Raw genomic sequence first — 20,553 nt, 5'->3', positions numbered from 1 at the left:
GTGGCCCGCCCCCTCGACCCCGCCGTGGTGTGGCTGCGCGCCCTCGGCGCGGGGTCGATCGCCTTGGCGATGGGCGTGGTCGGACACGTGATGGCCGACGGCCTCCTGCCCGGGCCCGCGGTGCTGGTGGTGCTCGTCGCGGTCACCGTGGTGGCCACGGTGCCGGTGATGTCCCGCCCGCTGAGCCCCCTGCGAGCACTGGCCTACATGGTCGCCGGCCAGACGTTCGTGCACCTCACGCTCACCCTCAGCGCCGGGCACCGCGGCGACGTGCCCGCCACCGGGCATGTGCACGGCGGCCTCGCCGCCGCGCTGCCGGTCGAGGGCGGACGCCGGGTCGGCTCGCTCCAGGACGCCTACCAGGCGGCCGCGGGCGGGTCGGGCGGCCTGAGCCCGAAGCTCCCGGTCGCTCACCTGGTCGCCGACCTCTCGGCGCACGCCCCGATGATGCTCGGCCACCTCCTCGCCGCCGCCGTCCTCGGCCTGTGGCTCGGGCGGGGGGAGCAGGCGATCGTCGTCGCCCTCACCCTGCTCTTCGCCCGGCTCCTCGACCTCGTCGTCCCCCGGGTGTGCGGGCTGTGCCCGCGGCCCGGTCTGTGCGCGGCGGCGCTCGCCCGCGTCGTCCCGCTCCTGCCGCAGTGGCAGGCCCAACCCGGCCGTCGCCGGGGACCTCCGGTCGTCCTCGCCTGAGCCGCCCACGCCGTCCGCCCCGTCCGGGGACCGACGGCGTCCGCGGCGCGGGCTCGTGACCCCTCGCGGCGCGCCCTCGGGCCCGCCGCGTCCTGCCACGTCCCCGGAGGACCTCCATGACCGATGTTCTGATCGACCCCGCTCCCACCGAGAAGCGGGCCACCGGCCGTTCCGGCTGGTTCCGCGCCGTCTGGCGCTGGCACTTCTTCGCCAGCTTCCTCGTCGCGCCCGTGCTGATCCTGCTGGCCGTCACGGGCCTGATCTACCTGTTCCGCTTCCAACTCGAGCCGCTCATGCACGGCGACCTCATGCGCACCGACCCGCCTTCCCAGGGGGCGCTGACCCAGCCCTACGAGGTGCAGTACGCCGCCGTCCAGGAGGCCTACCCCGACGCCTCGGTGCTCTCCATGACCGAGCCGAAGAACGCCGAGGAGACCACCCGGTTCTCCCTCGTCACCGCCGACGGCGCCAGCCGCGACGCCTACGTCGACCCCTACACCGGCGAGGTGCTGGGCGACCTGAACCCCGACACCACCCTGTCGGGGTACGCCGTGCGCCTGCACGGCGACCTGATGGCCGGCCCGTGGGGCGACCACGTGCTCGAACTCGGCGCCTGCTGGGCCGTCGTCATGGCGCTGACCGGCTACTACCTGTTCGTGCGCGGGTGGACGGCGCGCCGCCGCGCCCGCCGCTCGGGCCGCGGACCGGCGAAGCTGCGCTCGCGGCACGCGCTCGTCGGCGCCGTCAGCGGCGTCGGCCTGCTCACCCTGCTGGTCACCGGCCTGCCCTGGACCGGCTTCTGGGGCGAGAAGGTGCAGAGCTACGCCACCGAGCACGGCTCCTCGCTGTGGTCCCTCGACCCGGGCGCGGTGAGCGACCCGACCTCGAAGCTCGACGAGTCGCTGCCGCACAGCCACGCCGTCGACATCCCGTGGGCGCTGCAGGAGTCCGACGTGCCGTCCTCCGACACCACGCAGGCGGGTCGCAGCGGCAGCGTGGCCAACGTCGACACCGCGGTCGAGGTCGCCGACGGCGAGGGTCTGCGGCACCCGTTCACGATCGCCCTGCCGAGCACCGACGACGCCGGCGGCGTCTTCTCGGTCATCGGCTACGCCTTCGACGCGCCGTCGGATGAGAAGACCGTGCACATCGACCGCTACGGCGGCCAGGTGGTCGCCACCTACGGCTTCGACGACTACCCGACGCTGGCCAAGGTGGTCTCCCAGGGCATCGGCCTGCACGAGGGCCGCAGCTTCGGCCTGTGGTCGTTCTGGGGGGCGGCGCTCATGTGCCTGGCGATCCTGTTCGCCTCGGTCACCGGCCCGCTCATGTGGTGGAAGCGGCGTCCGAAGGGCGCGGCCCGGTTGGGTGCCCCGCGTGGCCGGATGCCGCTCAAGGCGACGCCGTTGCTCGTCGTCGCGCTCGTGGCGCTCGGCCTGTTCCTGCCGCTGTTCGGGCTCTCGCTGCTCGTCGTGCTCGCCCTCGACCAGCTCGTGCTGCGCCGCATCCCGGCGCTCGCCGGCTGGTTCGACGCCGCCTGATCACCGCAGCGGGCGCCGGGACCCCATCTCCCGGCGCCCGCCACGGCGCGTCCTCGCGCCCTCCTCGACCCCTGCGCCTCCTCGACCCCAGGACCTCACGTGACTCCCATGCCCCTCGTCCGTCGCCATCTCGTCCGTCGCCACCTCGCTCTCCTCGCCCTGCTGGCACCGGTGCTGGCGCTCGGTGCGCTGCTCGCCCCCGCGACGCGGGCGGCGGCCGCCGATCCGCTCGACTACACGACCTTCGTCTCCTTGGAGGAGTGGGGTCAGCCCGTATCGATCGCCTACAGCCGCGGCCGCTTCTATGTAGTGCTGCTCAACCACGACGGCCGAGGCGGTGCCGTCGACTCGCCGCTCCTCGAGATCAGCGGTGACGGTCGACGGATCACGCCGGTGCCGTTGCCCCACGTGCACGGGTGGGACCAGGACGCGGAGCGGCCGTTCTCCGTGACGGTCGACGGCGACGGTCTGCTCTACCTCGGCACGGGACGCCATATCTTCCAGATCGACCCGATCGCGGGCACCGGCCGGCGCTACACCACCTTCCCGGCCCTCGACGCGCTACTCCCGCCCTGCCCGGATGCGCTCCGGGCGCTCCAGGCGTGCGGGCTGACCGCCTATCCGAGCCTCACGCAGACCGAGCCGCGTGGCCTGTACTCGACCTTCGGGCCGCACGGCGAGATGTACGTGGCCGACGACAACTACAACCTCGTCTGGCGGGTCCCGGCCGGTGGGGGACCGGCACGTGTCTGGGCACGCGCCGACGACGCACGGCTCGGGTTCTTCGGGCTCTACCAGATCGCCTACGACCGCAAGGCGAACGCCGTCCGCGCAGCGCTCGGGGTCAGCACCGGACCCGCCTCGGGTCTGATCGGAGCGGGGTCGGTGCTGACCTGGCCGGTGACGCGCAGCGGCGCTGCCGGAGCTGCGCAGGTGACGTGGACCAGCACGCCTGCCAACGGCACCTACGGGATCGGCATCGGCCGCGACGGACATCTCCTCACGACCGGCTACCTCGACTCGTCCATGAGCCTGATCGATCCACAGGGCGTCACCGAGGCGCGTATCGGCGACCCGCTGACGCGAACCGAGGCGGTTCCCCTCGACAACCCCTCGGGGCTGGTCTGGGTCGGGCGCTACGCCTATGTCGCGAACCCGTCGGCCCACCTGAACATCGCAGCGAACCGCGCGATCCTGCGCGTCCGCACCGGTCTGCCCGCCCAGCGGCCGTACCGGCCCGTCGGTCTCGGACGCTGAGTCCGGGACCGACGGGCCGTGGTCAGACGCGGCCCGAATCCGGACTCAGCGCACCGCGCGGCTCGCCGAGGCGAGCGTCCCCGAACGGTTCGCCCACACGACCTTCACCCGGCCGGCCCGGGCACCGGGCACGGTCAGCTTGAAGTCGCCGACGCCCCCGATGCGGTCGAGGCGGGCCGTGCGCACGAGCTCACCGTCGACGTAGACCCGGATCCACTCGCTGGCCGGCGTCGGGCAGCCCGTGGCGGTCGTGCCCGCGGTGGTCGGGCAACGGTCGTCCCGGTCGGCGATGCCGTCGGCGTCCTTGTCGGGGCAGCCGGTCGGCAGCGGACCCGCCTGCGAGGGGCAGGCGTCGCCCGGGTCGGGCAGCCCGTCGCGGTCGCGGTCCTTGCCGAGCGGGGTGACCGTGGCCGTCAGTGTGTAGTGCGTGCCGGTCGCACCGACCAGGAAGGGCACCACCTCGAGGTCGATCAGCCCGGAGACCTTGGGCAGCACGACCTTCTCGGGGTGGCCGTTGTCGGAGGACGCCGCGCCGTCCGCCCCGTCGGGGGTGGCCAGCAGGTCGAGCTCGGAGGCCGCGTCGTCCCAGTCGAGGGTGAGCTCGACCTTGCTGGGCGTGCGCACGCGCATCGAGTACACGTGGTTGTCGGCCACCAGGGTCTCGCCGGCGTTGGAGTTGGTCGCGGCGAACCTGTTGGTGTCCTTCGACCCGAAGTTCACCTTGTAAGGCCGGGTGCCCAGCGGCGGCTCGAAGGCGGCGCTCGACTGCGGGGTGTCGGCCAGCGGAGCGCCGGTCACGCCGAGCAGCTTGCCGGCGTCGGGAGCCCGGTCGTCGACGAACGCGAGCCGCTTGCCGTTCTGCACGCTCGCCTGGCTGCTGATCCAGTACGGCGCCTCGACCAGGTGCTCGTCGCGCAGATAGCGACGCGGGATGGAGAACCGCACCGTGTTCGTGGCGGTGTCCCACGACGAGACCCCGGGCAGCACGACCTCCAGGCCGTTGTCCCAGGTCGTCACCGAGCTGTCGCCCGGGGCGATGAAGGAGTCGAACCGGTGGCCGTTGATGACGATGCTGTACGCCGCCGGGCTGGTGGCGTTCGTCGTCGGCCACAGCTGACCCACCGCGAGGGTGGCCTCCAGGGACGTGTGGGTGACCTTCACCGACAGCTTGCGCAGGTCGTTGAACGGGCTCAGGGCATCACCGGAGTCGTCGACGACGAACCCGTTGGCGGCCGTCGGCTGCTTGCCGCGCGGACGGTAGGACGCCGTCCCCGAGATCCGCAGGCGCGAGCCGGGACGCACGGCGTCCAGGTCGAGCGTCGGCCGCGGTGCCCGGGTCATGGCCGGACCCCAGTCGACGCTCTCGCCGGGCACCAGGCCCACGTCGGGCTGCGGGCAGTCCAGCGGGGAGCCGGTGTCGGTGGCGTAGAGGTGGTCGGCCGGCGACTGGATCTGGAAGGAGTTCGCGCCGTCGCCGGGGACGTCGTTGGGCTTGAGCCGATCGGCCTTGGTGACCTTGCCGTCGCCGTTGCGGTCGAGGTAGTTGCTCATCCGCAGGGCGAAGCCCTCGAGGTCGAGGGTGGAGACGCACTTGGAGATGCCCGGCGGGTCCTCGCTGTAGCTCATGATGTCGTTCGTCGGGACGACGCCCCAGGCGCCCTCCGCACCGTCGCCGACGTGGCCGAGGGTCAGGCAGTGGCCGAACTCGTGGCTGATGAGGTCGAAGATGCCGAACACGTCGGTGGTGCCGGGCACCGGGTCGATGGCGCCGTTGATCGCGAAGCACACGTTGCCGCCCGCGCCGCCGCAGTCCTCGACGTAGATGCCCGACCGCGGCTCGTGGTGGGAGTCCCACCCGGGCAGCGCCTGCCAGGTCTCGATGTCGAAGGGGTTCTTGATGTTCGTGCAGGGCACACCTTCGCCGTCGAGGATCTGCAGCTGGCTGGCGAAGTTCGATGGGTCGATGCCGATGCCGACGCCGCCGACCGGGTTGGTGGCGACGACCACGATCTCGGGGTCGTAGATCGGGTACGTCGTGAACTCGCCGTCCAGGGAGTCGACGGTGATGTGGAAGTCGGCGTCGTTGAGCCACTCCATGCCCGACTCCTCGGCGAGCTGCTCGAGCCCGCCTTCCCACATCTGCACGACCTGGCGCATGATGCGCATGTCGCGTTCGACCGTGGGGGAGACCGGCGCCAGGATCAGCACGTCGATCTGCGGCGAATCGAGGGCGTTGAGCCCCGTCCGCATGTGGTAGCAGCGGTTCTCGGGGTTGTCGGGGTTCATGTCCCGGATGCAGCCGGGCGGCAGGTTGCCGTCCCCGAAGTAGGTGCCCACCGAACTGCCGGCGGGGCCGTCGCCGGCGGCCGGACCCGCGGTGGCGGCGGCGGAGACGACGAGCAGGAGGGCCGCGGCGACGAGTGCGACGCGGCTGAGGAGGGTGCGCAAGGGGTGTCCTCTCAGCGTTCTTTCAGACTCCCTCCCCGGCCACCTCAACGACGCCGTCCGACGGCGGTTACTGCCCGATGCGCACCGAGTGGGGAAGCGGCGGTGACCTCGTCAGGCGCTCGGGGCGCTCAGTGGTCTGGTCCGCCGGCGGCCGATACGCGGCTCACAGCGCTCACGCCGTCCAGTGTCACCTGGCCGAAACAATGCCGGTACACGGCGTCCCTAGATTCCGGCTCAGCGCCGGTGCCCGAGGCCGGTCGCATCTATGCCCCAGGGAGCATCCATGACCGCCAACCCCGTCCGTCTGCAGGCGATCGCCGCCGTCCAGGCGACCACCCCTCCGCCGTTCACCTTCGACCCGGCCGAGGAGCCGGGCGCGATCTTCGGTGAGAACGTCTTCAGCCTGCAGATGATGCAGAAGCGCCTGCCCAAGGGCGTGTACAAGTCGGTGCTGTCGACCATCGAGAAGTCCGCGCCGCTCGACCCGGCGGTCGCGGACGCCGTGGCGTCGGCGATGAAGGACTGGGCGATGGAGCGGGGTGCCACCCACTACGCCCACGTCTTCTACCCGCTCACCGGCCTGACCGCCGAGAAGCACGACAGCTTCCTCGAGCCCGTCGGCGACGGCACCGCGATCTCGGAGTTCGCGGGCAAGACGCTGATCCAGGGCGAGCCCGACGCCTCGTCCTTCCCCAACGGCGGCCTGCGCGCGACCTTCGAGGCGCGCGGCTACACCGGCTGGGACATCCAGAGCCCCGCCTACATCCTGGAGAACCCCAACGGGAACACGCTGTGCATCCCGACGGTCTTCATCTCGATGACCGGCGAGGCGCTCGACCACAAGACCCCGCTGCTGCGCTCGCAGCAGGCGATGTCGGCCCACGCCAAGCGCGTGCTCAAGCTCTTCGGCCACGCCGAGCCCGACAACGTCGTCTCCTACTGCGGGCCCGAGCAGGAGTACTTCCTGATCGACAGCCACTTCTTCAACGCCCGCCCCGACCTGCTCAACGCCGGCCGCACCCTCTTCGGCGCCAAGCCGCCGAAGGGCCAGGAGTTCGACGACCACTACTTCGGTGCGATCCCCGAGCGCGTGCTGGCGTTCATGATGGACACCGAGCAGGCCCTCTTCAAGCTCGGCATCCCGGCCAAGACCCGCCACAACGAGGTCGCCCCCGGTCAGTTCGAGGTCGCGCCGATGTTCGAGCGCTCCAACCTCGCCTCCGACCACCAGCAGCTGCTCATGACGACGTTCAAGTCGATCGCCAAGAAGCACGGCATGGAGTGCCTCTTCCACGAGAAGCCGTTCGCCGGCGTCAACGGATCGGGCAAGCACGTCAACTTCTCCATCGGCAACGCGGCCCAGGGCAACCTGCTGCTCCCCGGCGACACCCCGCACGAGAACGCCCAGTTCCTCGTGGTGTGCGCCGCGGTCATCCGCGCGGTGCACAAGTACGGCGGCCTGCTGCGCGTCTCGGTCGCCTCGGCGTCCAACGACCACCGCCTCGGCGCCAACGAGGCTCCGCCCGCGATCATCTCGATCTTCCTCGGCGACCAGCTGGCCGACGTCTTCGACCAGATCGCCAAGGGCGGCGCGACCCGCTCGAAGGAGAAGGGCACGCTGATCATCGGCGTCGACACCCTGCCCGACCTGAGCAAGGACCCCGGCGACCGCAACCGCACCTCGCCGTTCGCCTTCACCGGCAACCGGTTCGAGTTCCGCGCCCCGGGCTCGCTGCAGACCGTCGCCGCGCCGATGGTCGTGATCAACACGATCATGGCCGAAGCCCTCGACTACTGCGCCACGCAGCTCGAGGCCGCGGTCGCCGCCGGCACCGACTTCGACGAGGCCGTGCAGACCCTGCTCACCGAGATCATCACCAACCACGGCGCGGTGATCTTCAACGGCAACGGCTACTCCGACGAGTGGCAGATCGAGGCCGAGCAGCGGGGCCTGAAGAACCTGCGGACGACGGTCGACGCCCTGCCCGAGCTGATCTCGCCCGAGGCGGTCGAGCTGTTCAGCACGTACCAGGTCTTCAACGACCGCGAGATGCACAGCCGCTACGAGGTCGGGTGCGAGCAGTACATCCTCTCGATCACCGTCGAGGGCAACATCACCTACGAGGTCGGCACCACCACCATCCTCCCGGCGGCAATCCGCTACCAGACCGAGCTGGCCCAGAACGCGGCCGCGCTCAAGGCCGCCGGCCTCGAGCCCGACCTCTCGACCCTGGAGACCATCACCGGCCTCATCGGCGACCTCAAGGCCGGCCTCGCCGACCTCGGTGCCGCGCTCGCCCACGAGCACGACGAGGACCCGCTGGTGGCGGCGACCTTCATGCGGGACGTCGTCCTCACCGCGATGACCGCGGTGCGCACGGCCGCCGACGCCCTCGAGGGCATCGTCGCCGACGACCTGTGGTCGCTGCCGACCTACCAGGAGATGCTCTACATCCTCTGATCGGCACCACGGTCCCACCCGGACCCACCCGGACCCACCCGGACCCACCCGGTCCCAGCGCCTCCACTCCCTCCCCCCGCCGCGGCCCCGGACGACGTCCGGGGCCGCGGTGCGTGCTGCCACCATGGACCCATGGACCGCGTGCTCGACCTCCTCGGCGAGGTGCCGCTCGACGACCTGCCCGCCGACGACGTACGCGCGGGCAGCCCGCGCGCCGGCCTGCGGACGCTGACCACCGTCGGTGAGGTCGAGGTCGGGGTGTGGGAGATGACGCCCGGCACGGCCGTCGACGTCGAGGTCGACGAGGTGTTCGTGGTGCTCGCCGGCGAGGCGACGGTCGGCTTCGAGGACGGCGAGGAGATCGAGCTGCGGCCCGGCGTCGCCGTCCGCCTGCGGGCGGGGGAGCGCACGACCTGGACCGTGCGCTCGACCCTGCGCAAGCTCTACGTGGCCTGACCCCACACGATCTCGCCGTCGACCCAGGTCGAGAGCACCCGGGTCGCGCCGATCGTGGCGAGGTCGTCGAAGGGATCGCGGTCGAGCACGGCCAGATCGGCGACCGCGCCGGGTGCGATGCGGCCGGCGTCGTCACGGTGGTTCACCCAGGCGGCGCCCTCGGTGTAGGCGTTGAGCGCGACCTCCAACGGCAGCGCCTGGTCGGGCAGGAGCGGTTCGGTGCCGGCCGGGCCCTCCTCGCCCCACGCCGTTCGATGGACGGCGACGTGCAGCGCCTGGAGCGGATCGGGCGTGCTCACCGGCCAGTCGCTGCCCGCGACGAGCCGCGCCCCGGCGAGGTACAGCGAGCCGAACGGGTACTGCCGCGCCGCCTGCTCGGCGCTCAGGAACGGCAGGGTCAGCTCGAGCATCTGCTCGTCGAGGCACGCCCACAGGGTCTGCAGGTTGGCCGCGACGCCGAGGGCGGTGAACCGCGGGACGTCGTCGGGGTGCACGAACTGCAGGTGCGCGATGTGGTGGCGGCTGGCCGGATCGGTGCCGGTCAGGGCGTCGAGGGCTTCGCGCACCGCACGGTCGCCCAACCCGTGCACGTGCACCTGGAAGCCGAGCCGGTCGAGCTCGGCGACGGCGTCGCGCAGGCGGGTCGGCTCGACGAAGGAGAGGCCGTGGTTGCCGGTGTGGTGGCCGCACCGGTCGAGGTAGGGATCGAGCATCGCCGCGGTGCCGTTCTCGGCGACGCCGTCCTGCATGATCTTGACGCTGGTGGCGGCGAAGCGCCCGTGCGAGAGCGTCTCGCGGCGTTCGACGAGATCGGCGATCTGCTCCAGGCCGCGGTCGCGCTCCCACCACAGCGCGCCGACGACGGACGCCGTCAGGTCGCCGGCCCGGGCGGCCGCCGCGTAGGTCGGGCCGTTGTCGTCCATGCCGGCGTAGGGCCCGACGATGGCGTCCTGCCAGGCCGTGACGCCGAGGGAGTGCAGGTGCTCCTGACCGGCCAGCAGGCCGGCGTACAGCTCGGCCGCGGTCGTCGGTGGCAGGAGCCGGGTCACCAACCCCATGGCGCCCTCGTGCAGCGTGCCGGTGGGCTCGCCGTCGGCGTCGCGATCGATGCGCCCGTCGGCCGGGTCGGGGGTCTCCCGGGTGATGCCGGCCAGGCGCAGCGCCGTGCTGTTGACCCACGCGCCGTGGTGGTCGCGGTTGGGCAGGAACACCGGCCGGTCGGGCACGACGGCGTCCAGGGCCGCCGCTGTGGGGGTGCCGCCGGGGAAGGCCGACATTGCCCAGCCACCGCCGAGGATCCACGGCTCGTCGGGCCGGGCGGTCGCATAGGCGCCGACCGCGGCGACGTACGCCGCGGCCTCGGCGGCGACCTCGCTGAGGTCGCAGCGGATGCGTTCGAGGCCTCCCTGCACGGCGTGCACGTGCGCGTCGGTGAAGCCGGGCACCAGCAGCGCACCTGCCAGATCGACCACGCGAGCCCCGGCCACCACGTGCTCGCCGCCCACGGCGACGATCCGGCCGGCGTCCAGGACGACGTCGCCGGGCGCACCGAGGTGACGGCGTCCGTCGAAGACCCGGGCGTGGCGCAGGACGGTGATCGTGGACGCGCTCATGCCCCGATGCTCCCCGGCGGGGGATCTCGATGTCGAGTCTGTCGGTGCCGTCTGGGATGCTGTCGCGTCGTTGCCAGCACGTCACCGGGCCGGGTCGCCGGCCCGGGTCGCCGGGAGGGGGAGTCGTGAGCGAGATCGCCGCCGAGTTCGCTCGGGTCACCGGTGCCTTCGCGCAGCCCACCCTCACCCTGCTCCACCAGCGGCAGGCGCCGGTCGTCATCACGATCTTCCGGGCCGCGTTCGGCCGCAACAACAAGCCGATCCCGACCGCCCGCCTGCACACCCAGGTCGAGGAGCACCTCGCGCAGATCCGGCTCACCGGCGAGACCGACGTCCCGGCCGGTTCGGGGCGCGACATCTGCCAGCGCTGGATGCGCGGCCAGTGGCTGGTGCGCTCCCTCGACGAGGGGGGCAACGAGGTCTACACGCTCACCTCCCACGCCCAGCAGGCGCTCGAGCTGGTCAAGAACCTCACCCGCGACCGCGCCACGCTCAGCGAGCACCGCATCGCCACGATCCTCACCACCGTGCGCCGCTTCAACGCCGAGGCCAATCCCGACCGCACCTCGCGCATGACGATTCTCAACGAGGAGATCGCCCGGCTCACCGCCGAGCGCGACCGGCTCGTCGACGGCGCCGAGATCGTCGGGGCCACCTCCGACTTCATGCTCGAGGGCTACACCGAGCTGCTCTCGCTCATCTCCGCGCTGCCCAGCGACTTCGCGCGGGTCGAGGAGCGGTTCGCCACCATCCGTGCCGAGATCCTGGCCGCCTTCCGCGCCGAGGACCGTCCCGCCGGCGAGGTCATCGACGACTACCTGGCCCGCGCCGACGCGCTCATGACCGCCACCCACGAGGGCCGGGCGTTCGAGGGCGCGTTCGCGCTGCTGCGCGACGACGCCCTGGTCACCCAGCTGCGCGACGACCTCACCGACCTGCTCGACCATCCGCTGGCCGACGTCACCCTCTCCGACGCCGAGCGCTCGGAGCTGCGTGGCACCGTGCGGCTCATCCGCGACGGCCTCGACCGGGTGCTCTCGCAGCGCTCGCGCGTGACGTCCACGCTCAAGGAGTACATCGTCTCCCACGACGCCGCCCGCGACCGCGAGCTGGAGCAGACGCTGCGCCAGATCGAGTCCGAGCTGATGACCTGGATGGCCACCACCGGCCCGCGCGCCAGCCACGACGTCCCGCTGCTGCCCGCGCGCCTCTCCGTCGAGCACCTGCGCGAGCGCTTCCACGACCCCGCCGACGACCGGCTGCCCGAACGCATCCGCGCCGCCGACCCCGCCGACGCGCCGCCGGTCTCGCTCGCCGAGCTGATGGCCCAGGGCGGTCCGCAGCTCGGGTCGCTGCGCGAGCGGCTCGACGCGGCCCTGGCCGACCTGCTGCCGGCGTCCTCGCTCGGCGAGCTCTTCGAGCGGCTCGAACCCTCCCTGCGGCGTCCGGTCGAGATCTTCGGGCTGCTGCACCTCGCCGCCGACCAGGGCTGGTCGGCCGAGGAGGCCGAGGAGGCCTTCACGGCCCTGCGGCCCGACGGCAGCAGGCGCACCTTCGCCGTGCCACGGCTGCCGCTGCCCGATCCCGACCTGCCCGACCCCGCCCCGACCAGCCCGACCACCACGACCACCACGACCCGGAAGGCCCGCCGATGACCGTCGAGCTCGACGAGGAGCAGACCGACCGGTTCGAGGAGCCGCTCGACGGGCTGGACGAGGAGCTGGACGAGGAGCTGGACGACGAGCTGGTCGACGACGCGGCCTCGGTCTCGCTCTTCGAGGGCGACGAGGGCGGCCTGGAGTACGCCCAGCGCCATGCGCTGGTCACCCTGCTCAAGCAGCGCTTCATCTCCGCGCGCACCCACCCGCGCGACTGGGCGGTGCTCGTCGAGCACGAGCGGCTGCTGCGCTCGCGCCTCAACGACCTCTTCCTCGACCTCGCCGTCGACCGGTCCCGCGAGGTCGCCTGGAAGCGCCAGGCCACCTCCGAGACCGGCAGCCGGTTCCCGACGCTGCTCTACGACGCCGCCTGGACCCGCGAGGAGACGATCGTGCTCGTGCACCTGCGCGACCGGCTGCGCGCCGGCCTGGCCGGTGGCGACGCCCGGGTCTACGTCGACCGCGACGACATCCTCGACCACATCGCCACCTTCCGCCCCCCGCACGCCACCGACGAGGCGGGCGATGAGAAGCGCGCCCGCAACGCGGTGGCCAACCTGGCGAAGGCCGGGCTGCTCATCGGCTCACCGGCCGACGAGCGCTACGAGATCAGCGAGGCCATCGAGCCGTTGCTGCCCCTGGAGGTCCTCCAGGAGCTCCTCGCGGCCCTGCGCGCCAGCACGGCACCCGACGCCGCGGACGACGAGCCGCACGCCGTCCTCGATCAGATCGACGGCGAGATCGAGGGCCCGATCGACGAGGTGGCGCCCGAGGGCGCCGAGGAGGAGCTCGCATGAGCGTCGAGGAGATCGAGCAGGTCGACGGCGGCCCGGCGGGCGACGGGCTCTTCGACCGGGCCACGGTGGCCACCCCCACCGACGACACCATGCAGTGGCGGGCCGCGCTCATGCAGCTGGTCAACTGGGGCGGCTTCGCCGGCCTGACGACGGTGCCGCTGCGCGGCGACGCCACGATGATCTCCGGCGCCTCGGGGGTCGGCAAGAGCACCATCCTCGACGCCTACACCGCGCTGATGATGCCGTCCGACACCAAGTTCAACGGCGCCTCCAACGACGCCGTCGCCGGCCGCGCCCGTGGTGTGGGCCAGCGCAACCTGCTCTCCTACCTGCGCGGCGCCGTCGACGTGATCGACGACCCCCGCACCGGGCGTCCGGTCGAGAAGCTCCTGCGCGGCAAGGGCTCCGACACCTGGGGTGCGGTGGCGATGACCTTCGTCAACGACCACGGCGGCCGCTTCACCGCGCTGCGCACCTACTACGTGCCGCGCCGCGCCGCCCGCTCCGGCGAGGTGCAGATGCAGCTGGCCACCTACGAGGGCGCGCTGTCGCTGGAGACCCTCGAGGTCGCCGTCCCCGAGCGTTTCCACGCCAACACCCTCAAGAAGCTCTACCCCGGCATCCGGGTGCACCGCACCTACGCGGAGTTCGCGGCGGTGCTGCACGCCCGGCTGGGCATCGGTGCCGGCGGCGACGGCGCCAAGGCGCTGCGGCTCCTGGCCCGCATCCAGGCCGGCAACCAGGTGCGCAGCGTCGACGAGCTCTACAAGGAGATGGTGCTCGAGCGGCCCGCCACCTACGCCGCGGCCGACCGCGCGATCGAGCACTTCGACGACCTCGACGCCGCCTACGTGGCGATGCGCACCGAGGAGCAGAAGCTCGAGCTGCTCGAACCCATCGTCGACCTCCACGCCCGCAAGGTCGTCGCCGAGCGGCGCCTGGGCGAACTCGACTCCTACGGCGTCACGATCTCCGGCGACACCCCGCTGCGGCTGTGGCTGCTGCGCACCCACCTGCGGCTGATCGAGGCCGCGAGCGACGCCAACCGCGAGGCGCGCGCCCAGGTGACCGAGCGGCTCGCGGCGGCGATCTCCTCCGAGCGGTCGCTCCAGGCCGACCTGGAGGCGGCCAAGGAGTCCCACCGCTCGGCCGGTGGCGCGACGCTCCAGTCGCTGGCCCTCGCACTCGAGCAGGAGCAGGTGGTCCGCGAAGACCGTCGCACCCGTCGAGCGGTGCTCCAGGAGCGGCTGCTGCCGCTGGTCGACGTCGCCGACGCCTCCGCCCCCGACCTCGACGCCGCGATGCTCTCGGCCGAGGCCTTCACCGTGCTCCAGCTGCATGCGCGCCAGTGGCTGGCCGGCTGGGAGCGCGACCAGGAGCGCATCCGCCGCGAGCGCGACGGCGTCCTCGAACGCCGCTACCCGCTCCAGCAGCGACGCAGCGAGCTGCGCGCCGAGCGGGCGTCGCTGGAGAACCGCGCCGGTCGGGTCCCGGCCCGCATGCACGAGCTGCGCGCGGAGGTCGCCGCGGCCAGCGGTCTGCCGATCGAGGAGCTGCCGTTCGTCGCCGAGCTGCTCGACGTCGCCCCCGAGGAGGCCCGGTGGCGCGGCGCCATCGAGACCGTCCTCGGTGGCAGCGCCCGCATGATGCTGGTGCCGCTCGATCGGCTCGAACGGTTCTCTGCTGCCATCGACGGCCTGCACCTGCGGGGCCGGCTCACCTTCGAGGGCGTCGAGCTCGACCTGCCCGACCAGGGCCCGGCCGACCTCGAGCGGGTCGCCGGCAAGCTGCTGTTCAAGGACTCCCCGTTCGCCGGGTGGGTGCAGGCGCACGTCGCCGAGCCCTCCCGCAACGCGCTGTGCGTCGAGACCGCCGAGGGGCTGGCCGGTGGCGGGCTGCGGGTCACGCTGGCCGGCCAGACCCGACAGGGTCGACGCGGCACCCACGGGCGCACCGACACCCGCAGCATCATCGGCTTCTCCAACGAGGACGCCCTCGCCGAGATCGATGCCGAGCTGGCCGCGCTCGAGTCCGAGCTCGAGGGCATCGACGCCCAGGTGCGCGAGCTCGACCGGCAGGGCGGCGTCCTGGAGCTCCAGCGGGCTTCCTACGACGCGGTGGCCCAGGCCCGGTTCGACGACCTCGACGTCGACTCCAGCGACCGTCGCATCGCCGACCTGGAGCGCCGGCGCGCGGAGATCCTCGACGCCGACGACACCCTCCAGACCCTGGAGCGGCAGATCGTCGAGCTCGCGGCCGCCGTCGACGAGGTGCGTCGCCGTCGCTTCGACCTCGAGCGGCAGCAGCGCGAGCTGGCCGACGCCCACGCCCACCTCGTCGACGACGAGGACCACGTCAAGGACCGCCTCGACGCCATGGAGTCCGCCGGGCGGGTGCTGCTCACCGACGAGCAGGACGCCGCCCTGGTGGCCGACTTCGCCGCGGCGGCGGCCCCGGCCGACCCCGACGACCTCGAACGGTTCACCGAGAACTCCCAGCGGCTGGCCGAACGTCTGCGCGGCGCGGTCGCCGACGCGGAGGCCGAGATCGCCCGGGTCGACGACGAACTGGCCGGCATCTTCCGGCTCTACAAGTTCCAGTGGGACTCCCCGAACCTCGGCATCACGGCCGAGTCCTACGGCGACTACGCGCGCATCCTCGAGGAGATCCGCGGCAAGGGCCTCGCCGATCGGCGCTCGGAGTGGCGCCGCCGCCTCACCGAGTGGAGCGGTCAGGACCTCGTGCCGCTGCTCGGGGCGATGGCCTCCTCGGTCGAGGAGATCGAAGACCGGCTCGAGCCGATCAACGCCATCCTGCGTCGGCTGGAGTTCGGCGGCGCCGGTGACCGGCTCCGCATCCGACTGCGCCGGCTGGCGCCGGCCCACGTCCAGCTGTTCATGAAGGACCTCCGGGCGCTGTCGTCGGGCTCCACCGCCCAGCTCGACGAGGCCGGTCTGGAGAAGCGCTTCGTCGAGCTCTCCCGGTTCATGGAGCAGCTGCGTCGTCCGCGCCAGGGCGGCGACGGGTCGGTCACCGACCGCGACCGCCTGCTCGACGTGCGACGCCATGTCGAGATCAGCGCCGAGCGCTACGACGCCGCCACGGGCGAGCTGCGCGCGACCTACCGCACGCTGGGGGAGAAGAGCGGCGGCGAGAGCCAGGAGCTCGTGGCGTTCATCGTCGGCTCGGCCCTGCGGTTCCGTCTCGGCGACGAGCTGCGCTCGCGCCCGCGCTTCGCGCCGGTCTTCCTCGACGAGGGCTTCGTCAAGGCCGACTCGGAGTTCGCCGGCCGCGCCGTGCAGGCCTGGAAGGGCCTGGGGTTCCAGCTCATCATCGGCGTGCCGCTCGACAAGGTCACCGGCCTCGAACCGCACATGGACGAGCTGCTGGCGATCACCAAGAACGCCGCCACCCACCAGTCCTGGATCACCCCGATCCGCGACGCACAGAACGGCTGAGGCGCGGGCTCCGGGTCCCGGGTCGGCGACCTCAGCCCAAGCCGAGCTCGGCGGTCGAGAGCTCGCGCATCTCGACCTTGCGCACCTTGCCGGTGACCGTCATCGGGAACTCCTCGACGACCTTCACGTAGCGCGGGATCTTGTAGTGCGAGAGCCGGCCGTCGCAGAAGGCGCGGACGTCGGCGACGTCGAGCGGGGTCGCGCCCGCGCGCATCCGGATCCAGGCGCACAGCTCCTCGCCGTACTTCTCGTCCGGGACGCCGACGACCTGCACGTCCTCGATGTCGGGGTGGGTGTAGAGGAACTCCTCGATCTCACGCGGGTAGATGTTCTCTCCGCCGCGGATGACCATGTCCTTGATCCGGCCGACCACGACGCAGTAGCCGTCCTCGCGCATCTCGGCGAGGTCGCCGGTGTGCATCCAGCCGTCGGCGTCGATGGCCTCGGCGGTGCGCTCGGGGTCGTCCCAGTAGCCGAGCATCACCGAGTAGCCGCGGGTGCACAGTTCGCCCGGCCGGCCGCGTTCGACGGTCTCGCCGGTGACCGGGTCGACGATCTTCACCTCGACGTGCGGGTGCACGCGGCCGATGGTGGCGGTGCGGTGCTCGAGGTCGTCGTCGGCGCGGGTCTGGGTCGAGACCGGGCTGGTCTCGGTCATGCCGTAGGCGATGGAGGCGCCGTCCATGTGCATGTCGTCGATGCAGCGGCGCATCACCTCGATGGGGCAGATCGAGCCGGCCATGATGCCGGTGCGCAGCGTGCCGAGGTCGACCTCGCCGAACAGCGGGCTGTTCTGCATCGCGATGAACATCGTCGGGACGCCGTACACGGCCGTGCAGCGCTCCTCCTCCAGCGTGCGCAGCGTGATCTCGGGGTCGAAGCCCGGCGCCGGGATCACCATCGTCGCGCCGTGGGTGGTGCACCCGAGGTTGCCCATCACCATGCCGAAGCAGTGGTAGAAGGGCACCGGGATGCAGAGCCGGTCGTCGGCGGTGAAGCCGATCAGCTCGGTGGTGAAGTAGCCGTTGTTGAGGATGTTGCGGTGGCTCAGCGTGGCGCCCTTGGGGCGGCCGGTGGTGCCCGAGGTGTACTGGATGTTGATGGGATCGTCGGGGCTCAGGCCCGCCATCCGCTGCGGGACGGCGTCCGCCGGCAGGTCGGCGCCCTCGGCCAGCAGGTCGTCCCACTCCGCGGTGCCCAGGTGGACGACGCGGCGCAGCGCCGGGCATTCGGTCCGGGTCGCGGCCACCATCGCGCGGTAGTCGCTGGTCTTGAACGACTCGGCCGTCACGAGCAGCGAGAGCCCGCTCTGGTTCACCGCGTAGGAGAACTCGTGGGTGCGGTAGGCCGGGTTGACGTTGACGAGGATCGCGCCGATCTTCGCGCTCGCGTACTGCACGAGGGTCCACTCGGCGCGGTTGGGCGACCAGATCCCGACCCGGTCGCCGACCGCGACCCCGGCGGCGAGGAGTCCGCGGGCCACGGTGTTCACGTCGGCGTCGAACTGGGCCCAGGTCCACCGGCGTCCGGTCGCGACCTCGACGAGCGCCTCCCGGTCGGGGTGCCGGGCGACGGTGGCTTCGAGGTTCGCCCCGATCGTCTCCTCCAGCAGCGGCGGATACGTCTCGCCCTGAGCCTGTGCCAGCACGGGTGCCTCCCACGGATCGCGTGCGGCCGCGACGGTGCGGCCGTCATCGCGATCATGGGCGCGCAACGGGGTGTGCGCCACCTCTCCGAACGGGTGACCGCTCGGCGCCGGGGTCAGTGCTTGGTGTTGCGGCGGCGCCGGGTGTGCCGGTCGACGGCGAGGTCGACGAGGCGGTCGATGAGCTCGCTGTAGTCGAGGCCGGCGGCCTGCCACAGCTTGGGGTACATCGAGATCGGGGTGAAGCCGGGCATCGTGTTGGCCTCGTTGCACAGGAAGCCGCGCCCGCCCTCCTCGAAGAAGAAGTCGACGCGGGCCAGACCGTCGCAGCGCAGCGCCTGGAAGACCCGGACGGCGAGCGCGCGCACCTCCTCGGTCTGCTCGGCGGTCAGCGGCGCCGGGATGAGCAGTTCGGCGGCGTCGGTGACGTACTTGTCCTCGTAGTCGTAGAACTCCGCGCCGGGCACGATCTCGCCGGCACCGGAGGCCTCCGGGGTGATGCCGCCGAGTACGGCGACCTCGATCTCGCGGCCGATGACGGCCTCCTCGACCACGACCCACTCGTCGTATGTGAGCGCGTGTGCGATGGCCTCGCGCAGCCCGTCGAGGTCGCGGGCCTTGCTGACGCCGACCGAGGAGCCCATGTTGGCGGGCTTGACGAAGCAGGGCAGCCCGAGATCGTCGATCAGCTCGGCTAGGAGGGCGTCGGTGACCTGGTGCTCGGCGAAGGCGCGGTGCCGCGCCTGCGGGATGCCGTGGGCGGCGAGGAGGTCCTTGGCCACGGCCTTGTCCATCGCGACGGCCGAGCCGAGCACGCCCGAGCCGACGTAGGGGACGTCGGCGAGCTCGAGCAGCCCCTGCACCGTGCCGTCCTCGCCCATCGGGCCGTGCAGCAGCGGCAGGACGACGGTGCGCTCGCCCGCGGCGGTGGTGGCCAGGACGGCGTCCGGGGTGACGACGTCGCCGACGGGCTCCAGACGCTCGGGCAGTGCTGCCGGCCCGGCGGCGAGGGCGGCACGGGCGCCCTCGGCGAGCATCCAGGTGCCCTCGCGGTCGATGCCGATCGGCGTCACGCGGTACCGCTCGGGGTCGATCGCGGCGAGCACGTGGGCCGCGGTCACGCAGCTGACGTCGTGCTCGGCGGAGCGTCCACCGAAGAGGACGACGAGGTGGGTGCGGGTCTCCGAGGCCATGGCCGAACGCTACCCTCCGCGACATGAGGTTCCGGGCATCCCAGGCGGCACACGCGACCCACGGCACACTCCACGGCGAGGACGTCGTCCTCGACACCGTCGCGTTCGACACGCGCAGCCTCGTGCCTGGTCAGTTGTTCGTGCCGCTGGTGGCCGAGCGCGACGGGCACGACTTCCTCGACGCCGCCGTCGCGGCGGGCGCGGCGGCCACCCTGGCCTCGCGCGAGGTCGAGTCGGGCATCCCGGTGATCCGGGTCGCCGACACCGCGGCCGCGCTCATCGACCTGGCCACCTGGGCCCGCCAGCAGCTGCCCGCCCGGGTCGTCGGCGTCACCGGCAGCGTCGGCAAGACGAGCACCAAGGACCTCATCCGCGCCGCCGTGGCCCCGCAGCGCCGCGTGTGGGCGAACGAGAAGAGCTTCAACAACGAGTCGGGGCTGCCGACCACGATCCTGGCCGCCCCCGACGACACCGAGGTGCTGGTGCTCGAGATGGGCATGCGCGGCTTCGGGCAGATCACCCAGCTTTGCGGGATCGGCCGCCCCCAGATCGGCGTGGTGACCGCGGTCGGGTACTCCCACACCGAGAAGGTCGGCGGCATCGAGGGGGTCGCGAAGGCCAAGGGCGAGCTCGTCGAGGCCCTGCCCGCCGACGGCACCGCTGTGCTCAACGCCGACGACCACCGGGTCGCCGCCATGTCCTCGCGCACGCAGGCCTCCGTGCTGACCTACGGGCGCGCTGAGGGCGCCGACGTCCGCATCGCCGACCTCACCCTCGACGCTCTGGCCCGGGCCCGGTTCACCGTGCACACCCCGTGGGGGAGCACCGACCTGGCGTTGGCCGTCGGCGGGGCGCACATGGCGTCCAACGCCGCGGCAGCGATCGCGGTCGCGGGCGCGCTGGGCGTCGACCTCGCGGTGGCCGCCGAGGCGCTCTCGACCGCCCGACTGAGCGCGATGCGCATGCAGGTGCTCGACGCCGCCGGCGGCGGCCGCGTGGTCAACGACGCCTACAACGCCAACCCCACCTCCACCCGCGCCGCCCTCGACGCCCTGGCCGCGATGGACGCCGAGCGACGCGTCGCGGTGCTCGGCATGATGGGCGAGCTCGACGACCCGGAGACCGGCCACCGCGAGGTCGCCGAGCACGCGGCCACGCTGGGCATCGAGCTCGTCGCCGCGGGCACCGACCTCTACGGCGTCCCTGGGCGCCCGGCCGAGCAGGTGCTCGCCGAGCTCGGCCCGGTGCCGCCGGGCACCGCCGTGCTGGTCAAGGCGAGCCGGTCGGTCGGCCTCGACGCGCTGGCCGACGCGCTGGCCGCAGCGGACTGAGGGCG

The 20,553-nt window shown here is 72.4% G+C and carries 13 protein-coding genes; 9 read left to right on the top strand and 4 right to left on the bottom strand.

The annotated features are described in order from the left end of the window. The 3 genes from ABD671_RS00230 (at position 1) to ABD671_RS00220 (ending at position 3,488) form a co-directional block, all read left to right on the top strand. The gene (locus ABD671_RS00230) at positions 1-690 is read left to right on the top strand and encodes a hypothetical protein (RefSeq protein WP_344731166.1); all 690 of its coding nucleotides are present in this window, start codon (positions 1-3) and stop codon (positions 688-690) included. A 116-nt stretch (positions 691-806) separates the two neighbouring features. Beyond that, on the top strand, positions 807-2,231 hold the full coding sequence (locus tag ABD671_RS00225; protein WP_344731165.1) for a PepSY-associated TM helix domain-containing protein: 1,425 nt from the start codon (positions 807-809) through the stop codon (positions 2,229-2,231). A gap of 108 nt (positions 2,232-2,339) precedes the next feature. After that, complete coding sequence (locus ABD671_RS00220; protein ID WP_344731164.1) at positions 2,340-3,488, top strand: NHL repeat-containing protein; 1,149 nt, start codon at positions 2,340-2,342, stop codon at positions 3,486-3,488. 45 nt (positions 3,489-3,533) lie between these two features. On the opposite strand, the gene ABD671_RS00215 is transcribed toward ABD671_RS00220, so the two are convergent. Beyond that, a complete protein-coding gene (locus tag ABD671_RS00215; RefSeq protein ID WP_344731163.1) occupies positions 3,534-5,936 on the bottom strand; it encodes a hypothetical protein in 2,403 nt (800 codons plus the stop codon). A gap of 283 nt (positions 5,937-6,219) precedes the next feature. Between ABD671_RS00215 and ABD671_RS00210 the strand changes: the two genes are divergently transcribed. Together ABD671_RS00210 and ABD671_RS00205 are read left to right on the top strand one after the other, a co-directional pair. Next, the gene (locus tag ABD671_RS00210) at positions 6,220-8,397 is read left to right on the top strand and encodes a glutamine synthetase III family protein (RefSeq protein WP_344731162.1); all 2,178 of its coding nucleotides are present in this window, start codon (positions 6,220-6,222) and stop codon (positions 8,395-8,397) included. 132 nt (positions 8,398-8,529) lie between these two features. Then, on the top strand, positions 8,530-8,853 hold the full coding sequence (locus tag ABD671_RS00205) for a cupin domain-containing protein (protein ID WP_344731161.1): 324 nt from the start codon (positions 8,530-8,532) through the stop codon (positions 8,851-8,853). Here the strand turns inward: ABD671_RS00205 and ABD671_RS00200 are convergent. Further along, a complete protein-coding gene (locus tag ABD671_RS00200) occupies positions 8,841-10,466 on the bottom strand; it encodes an amidohydrolase (protein WP_344731160.1) in 1,626 nt (541 codons plus the stop codon). The genes ABD671_RS00205 and ABD671_RS00200 overlap by 13 nt on opposite strands. 125 nt (positions 10,467-10,591) lie before the next feature. Here ABD671_RS00200 and ABD671_RS00195 point away from each other — a divergent pair, with 125 nt between their 5' ends. From ABD671_RS00195 to ABD671_RS00185, 3 genes are read left to right on the top strand one after another with little or no spacing between them, the layout of a single operon-like run. Next, positions 10,592-12,121: a DUF3375 domain-containing protein gene (locus tag ABD671_RS00195; protein WP_344731159.1), complete on the top strand. Its 1,530-nt coding sequence runs from the start codon at positions 10,592-10,594 to the stop codon at positions 12,119-12,121. Continuing rightward, entirely contained in the window at positions 12,118-12,921 is an 804-nt protein-coding gene (locus tag ABD671_RS00190) for a DUF4194 domain-containing protein (protein WP_344731158.1), read from the top strand. Before ABD671_RS00195 ends, ABD671_RS00190 begins: the two co-directional genes overlap by 4 nt. Further along, the gene (locus ABD671_RS00185; protein ID WP_344731157.1) at positions 12,918-16,379 is read left to right on the top strand and encodes an ATP-binding protein; all 3,462 of its coding nucleotides are present in this window, start codon (positions 12,918-12,920) and stop codon (positions 16,377-16,379) included. The genes ABD671_RS00190 and ABD671_RS00185 overlap by 4 nt, the downstream gene beginning before the upstream one ends. A 31-nt stretch (positions 16,380-16,410) precedes the next feature. Here ABD671_RS00185 and ABD671_RS00180 read toward each other — a convergent pair whose 3' ends face one another. Next, entirely contained in the window at positions 16,411-18,027 is a 1,617-nt protein-coding gene (locus tag ABD671_RS00180; RefSeq protein WP_344731156.1) for an AMP-binding protein, read from the bottom strand. A gap of 113 nt (positions 18,028-18,140) precedes the next feature. Then, positions 18,141-19,217, bottom strand: coding sequence for a D-alanine--D-alanine ligase family protein (locus ABD671_RS00175; RefSeq protein ID WP_344731155.1), 1,077 nt, complete (start codon positions 19,215-19,217; stop codon positions 18,141-18,143). Between the two features lie 23 nt (positions 19,218-19,240). Between ABD671_RS00175 and ABD671_RS00170 the strand changes: the two genes are divergently transcribed. Continuing rightward, the gene (locus ABD671_RS00170) at positions 19,241-20,548 is read left to right on the top strand and encodes a UDP-N-acetylmuramoyl-tripeptide--D-alanyl-D-alanine ligase (protein ID WP_344731154.1); all 1,308 of its coding nucleotides are present in this window, start codon (positions 19,241-19,243) and stop codon (positions 20,546-20,548) included. Positions 20,549-20,553: the final 5 nt, after the last annotated feature.

Origin of the sequence: Nocardioides fonticola, from assembly GCF_039536805.1 — a bacterium.
GTDB lineage: Bacteria > Actinomycetota > Actinomycetes > Propionibacteriales > Nocardioidaceae > Nocardioides > Nocardioides fonticola.
The sequence above is the reverse complement of the archived record's forward strand: the minus strand, read 5'-3'. Positions and strand labels throughout refer to the sequence as shown.

Coding starts and splice junctions, on each gene's coding strand:
- ABD671_RS00220 (WP_344731164.1), top strand. CDS start 2,340: ATGCCCCTCGTCCGTCGCCATCTCGTCCGTCGCCACCTCGCTCTCCTC.
- ABD671_RS00225 (WP_344731165.1), top strand. CDS start 807: ATGACCGATGTTCTGATCGACCCCGCTCCCACCGAGAAGCGGGCCACC.
- ABD671_RS00205 (WP_344731161.1), top strand. CDS start 8,530: ATGGACCGCGTGCTCGACCTCCTCGGCGAGGTGCCGCTCGACGACCTG.
- ABD671_RS00170 (WP_344731154.1), top strand. CDS start 19,241: ATGAGGTTCCGGGCATCCCAGGCGGCACACGCGACCCACGGCACACTC.
- ABD671_RS00175 (WP_344731155.1), bottom strand. CDS start 19,217: ATGGCCTCGGAGACCCGCACCCACCTCGTCGTCCTCTTCGGTGGACGC.
- ABD671_RS00185 (WP_344731157.1), top strand. CDS start 12,918: ATGAGCGTCGAGGAGATCGAGCAGGTCGACGGCGGCCCGGCGGGCGAC.
- ABD671_RS00210 (WP_344731162.1), top strand. CDS start 6,220: ATGACCGCCAACCCCGTCCGTCTGCAGGCGATCGCCGCCGTCCAGGCG.
- ABD671_RS00200 (WP_344731160.1), bottom strand. CDS start 10,466: ATGAGCGCGTCCACGATCACCGTCCTGCGCCACGCCCGGGTCTTCGAC.
- ABD671_RS00190 (WP_344731158.1), top strand. CDS start 12,118: ATGACCGTCGAGCTCGACGAGGAGCAGACCGACCGGTTCGAGGAGCCG.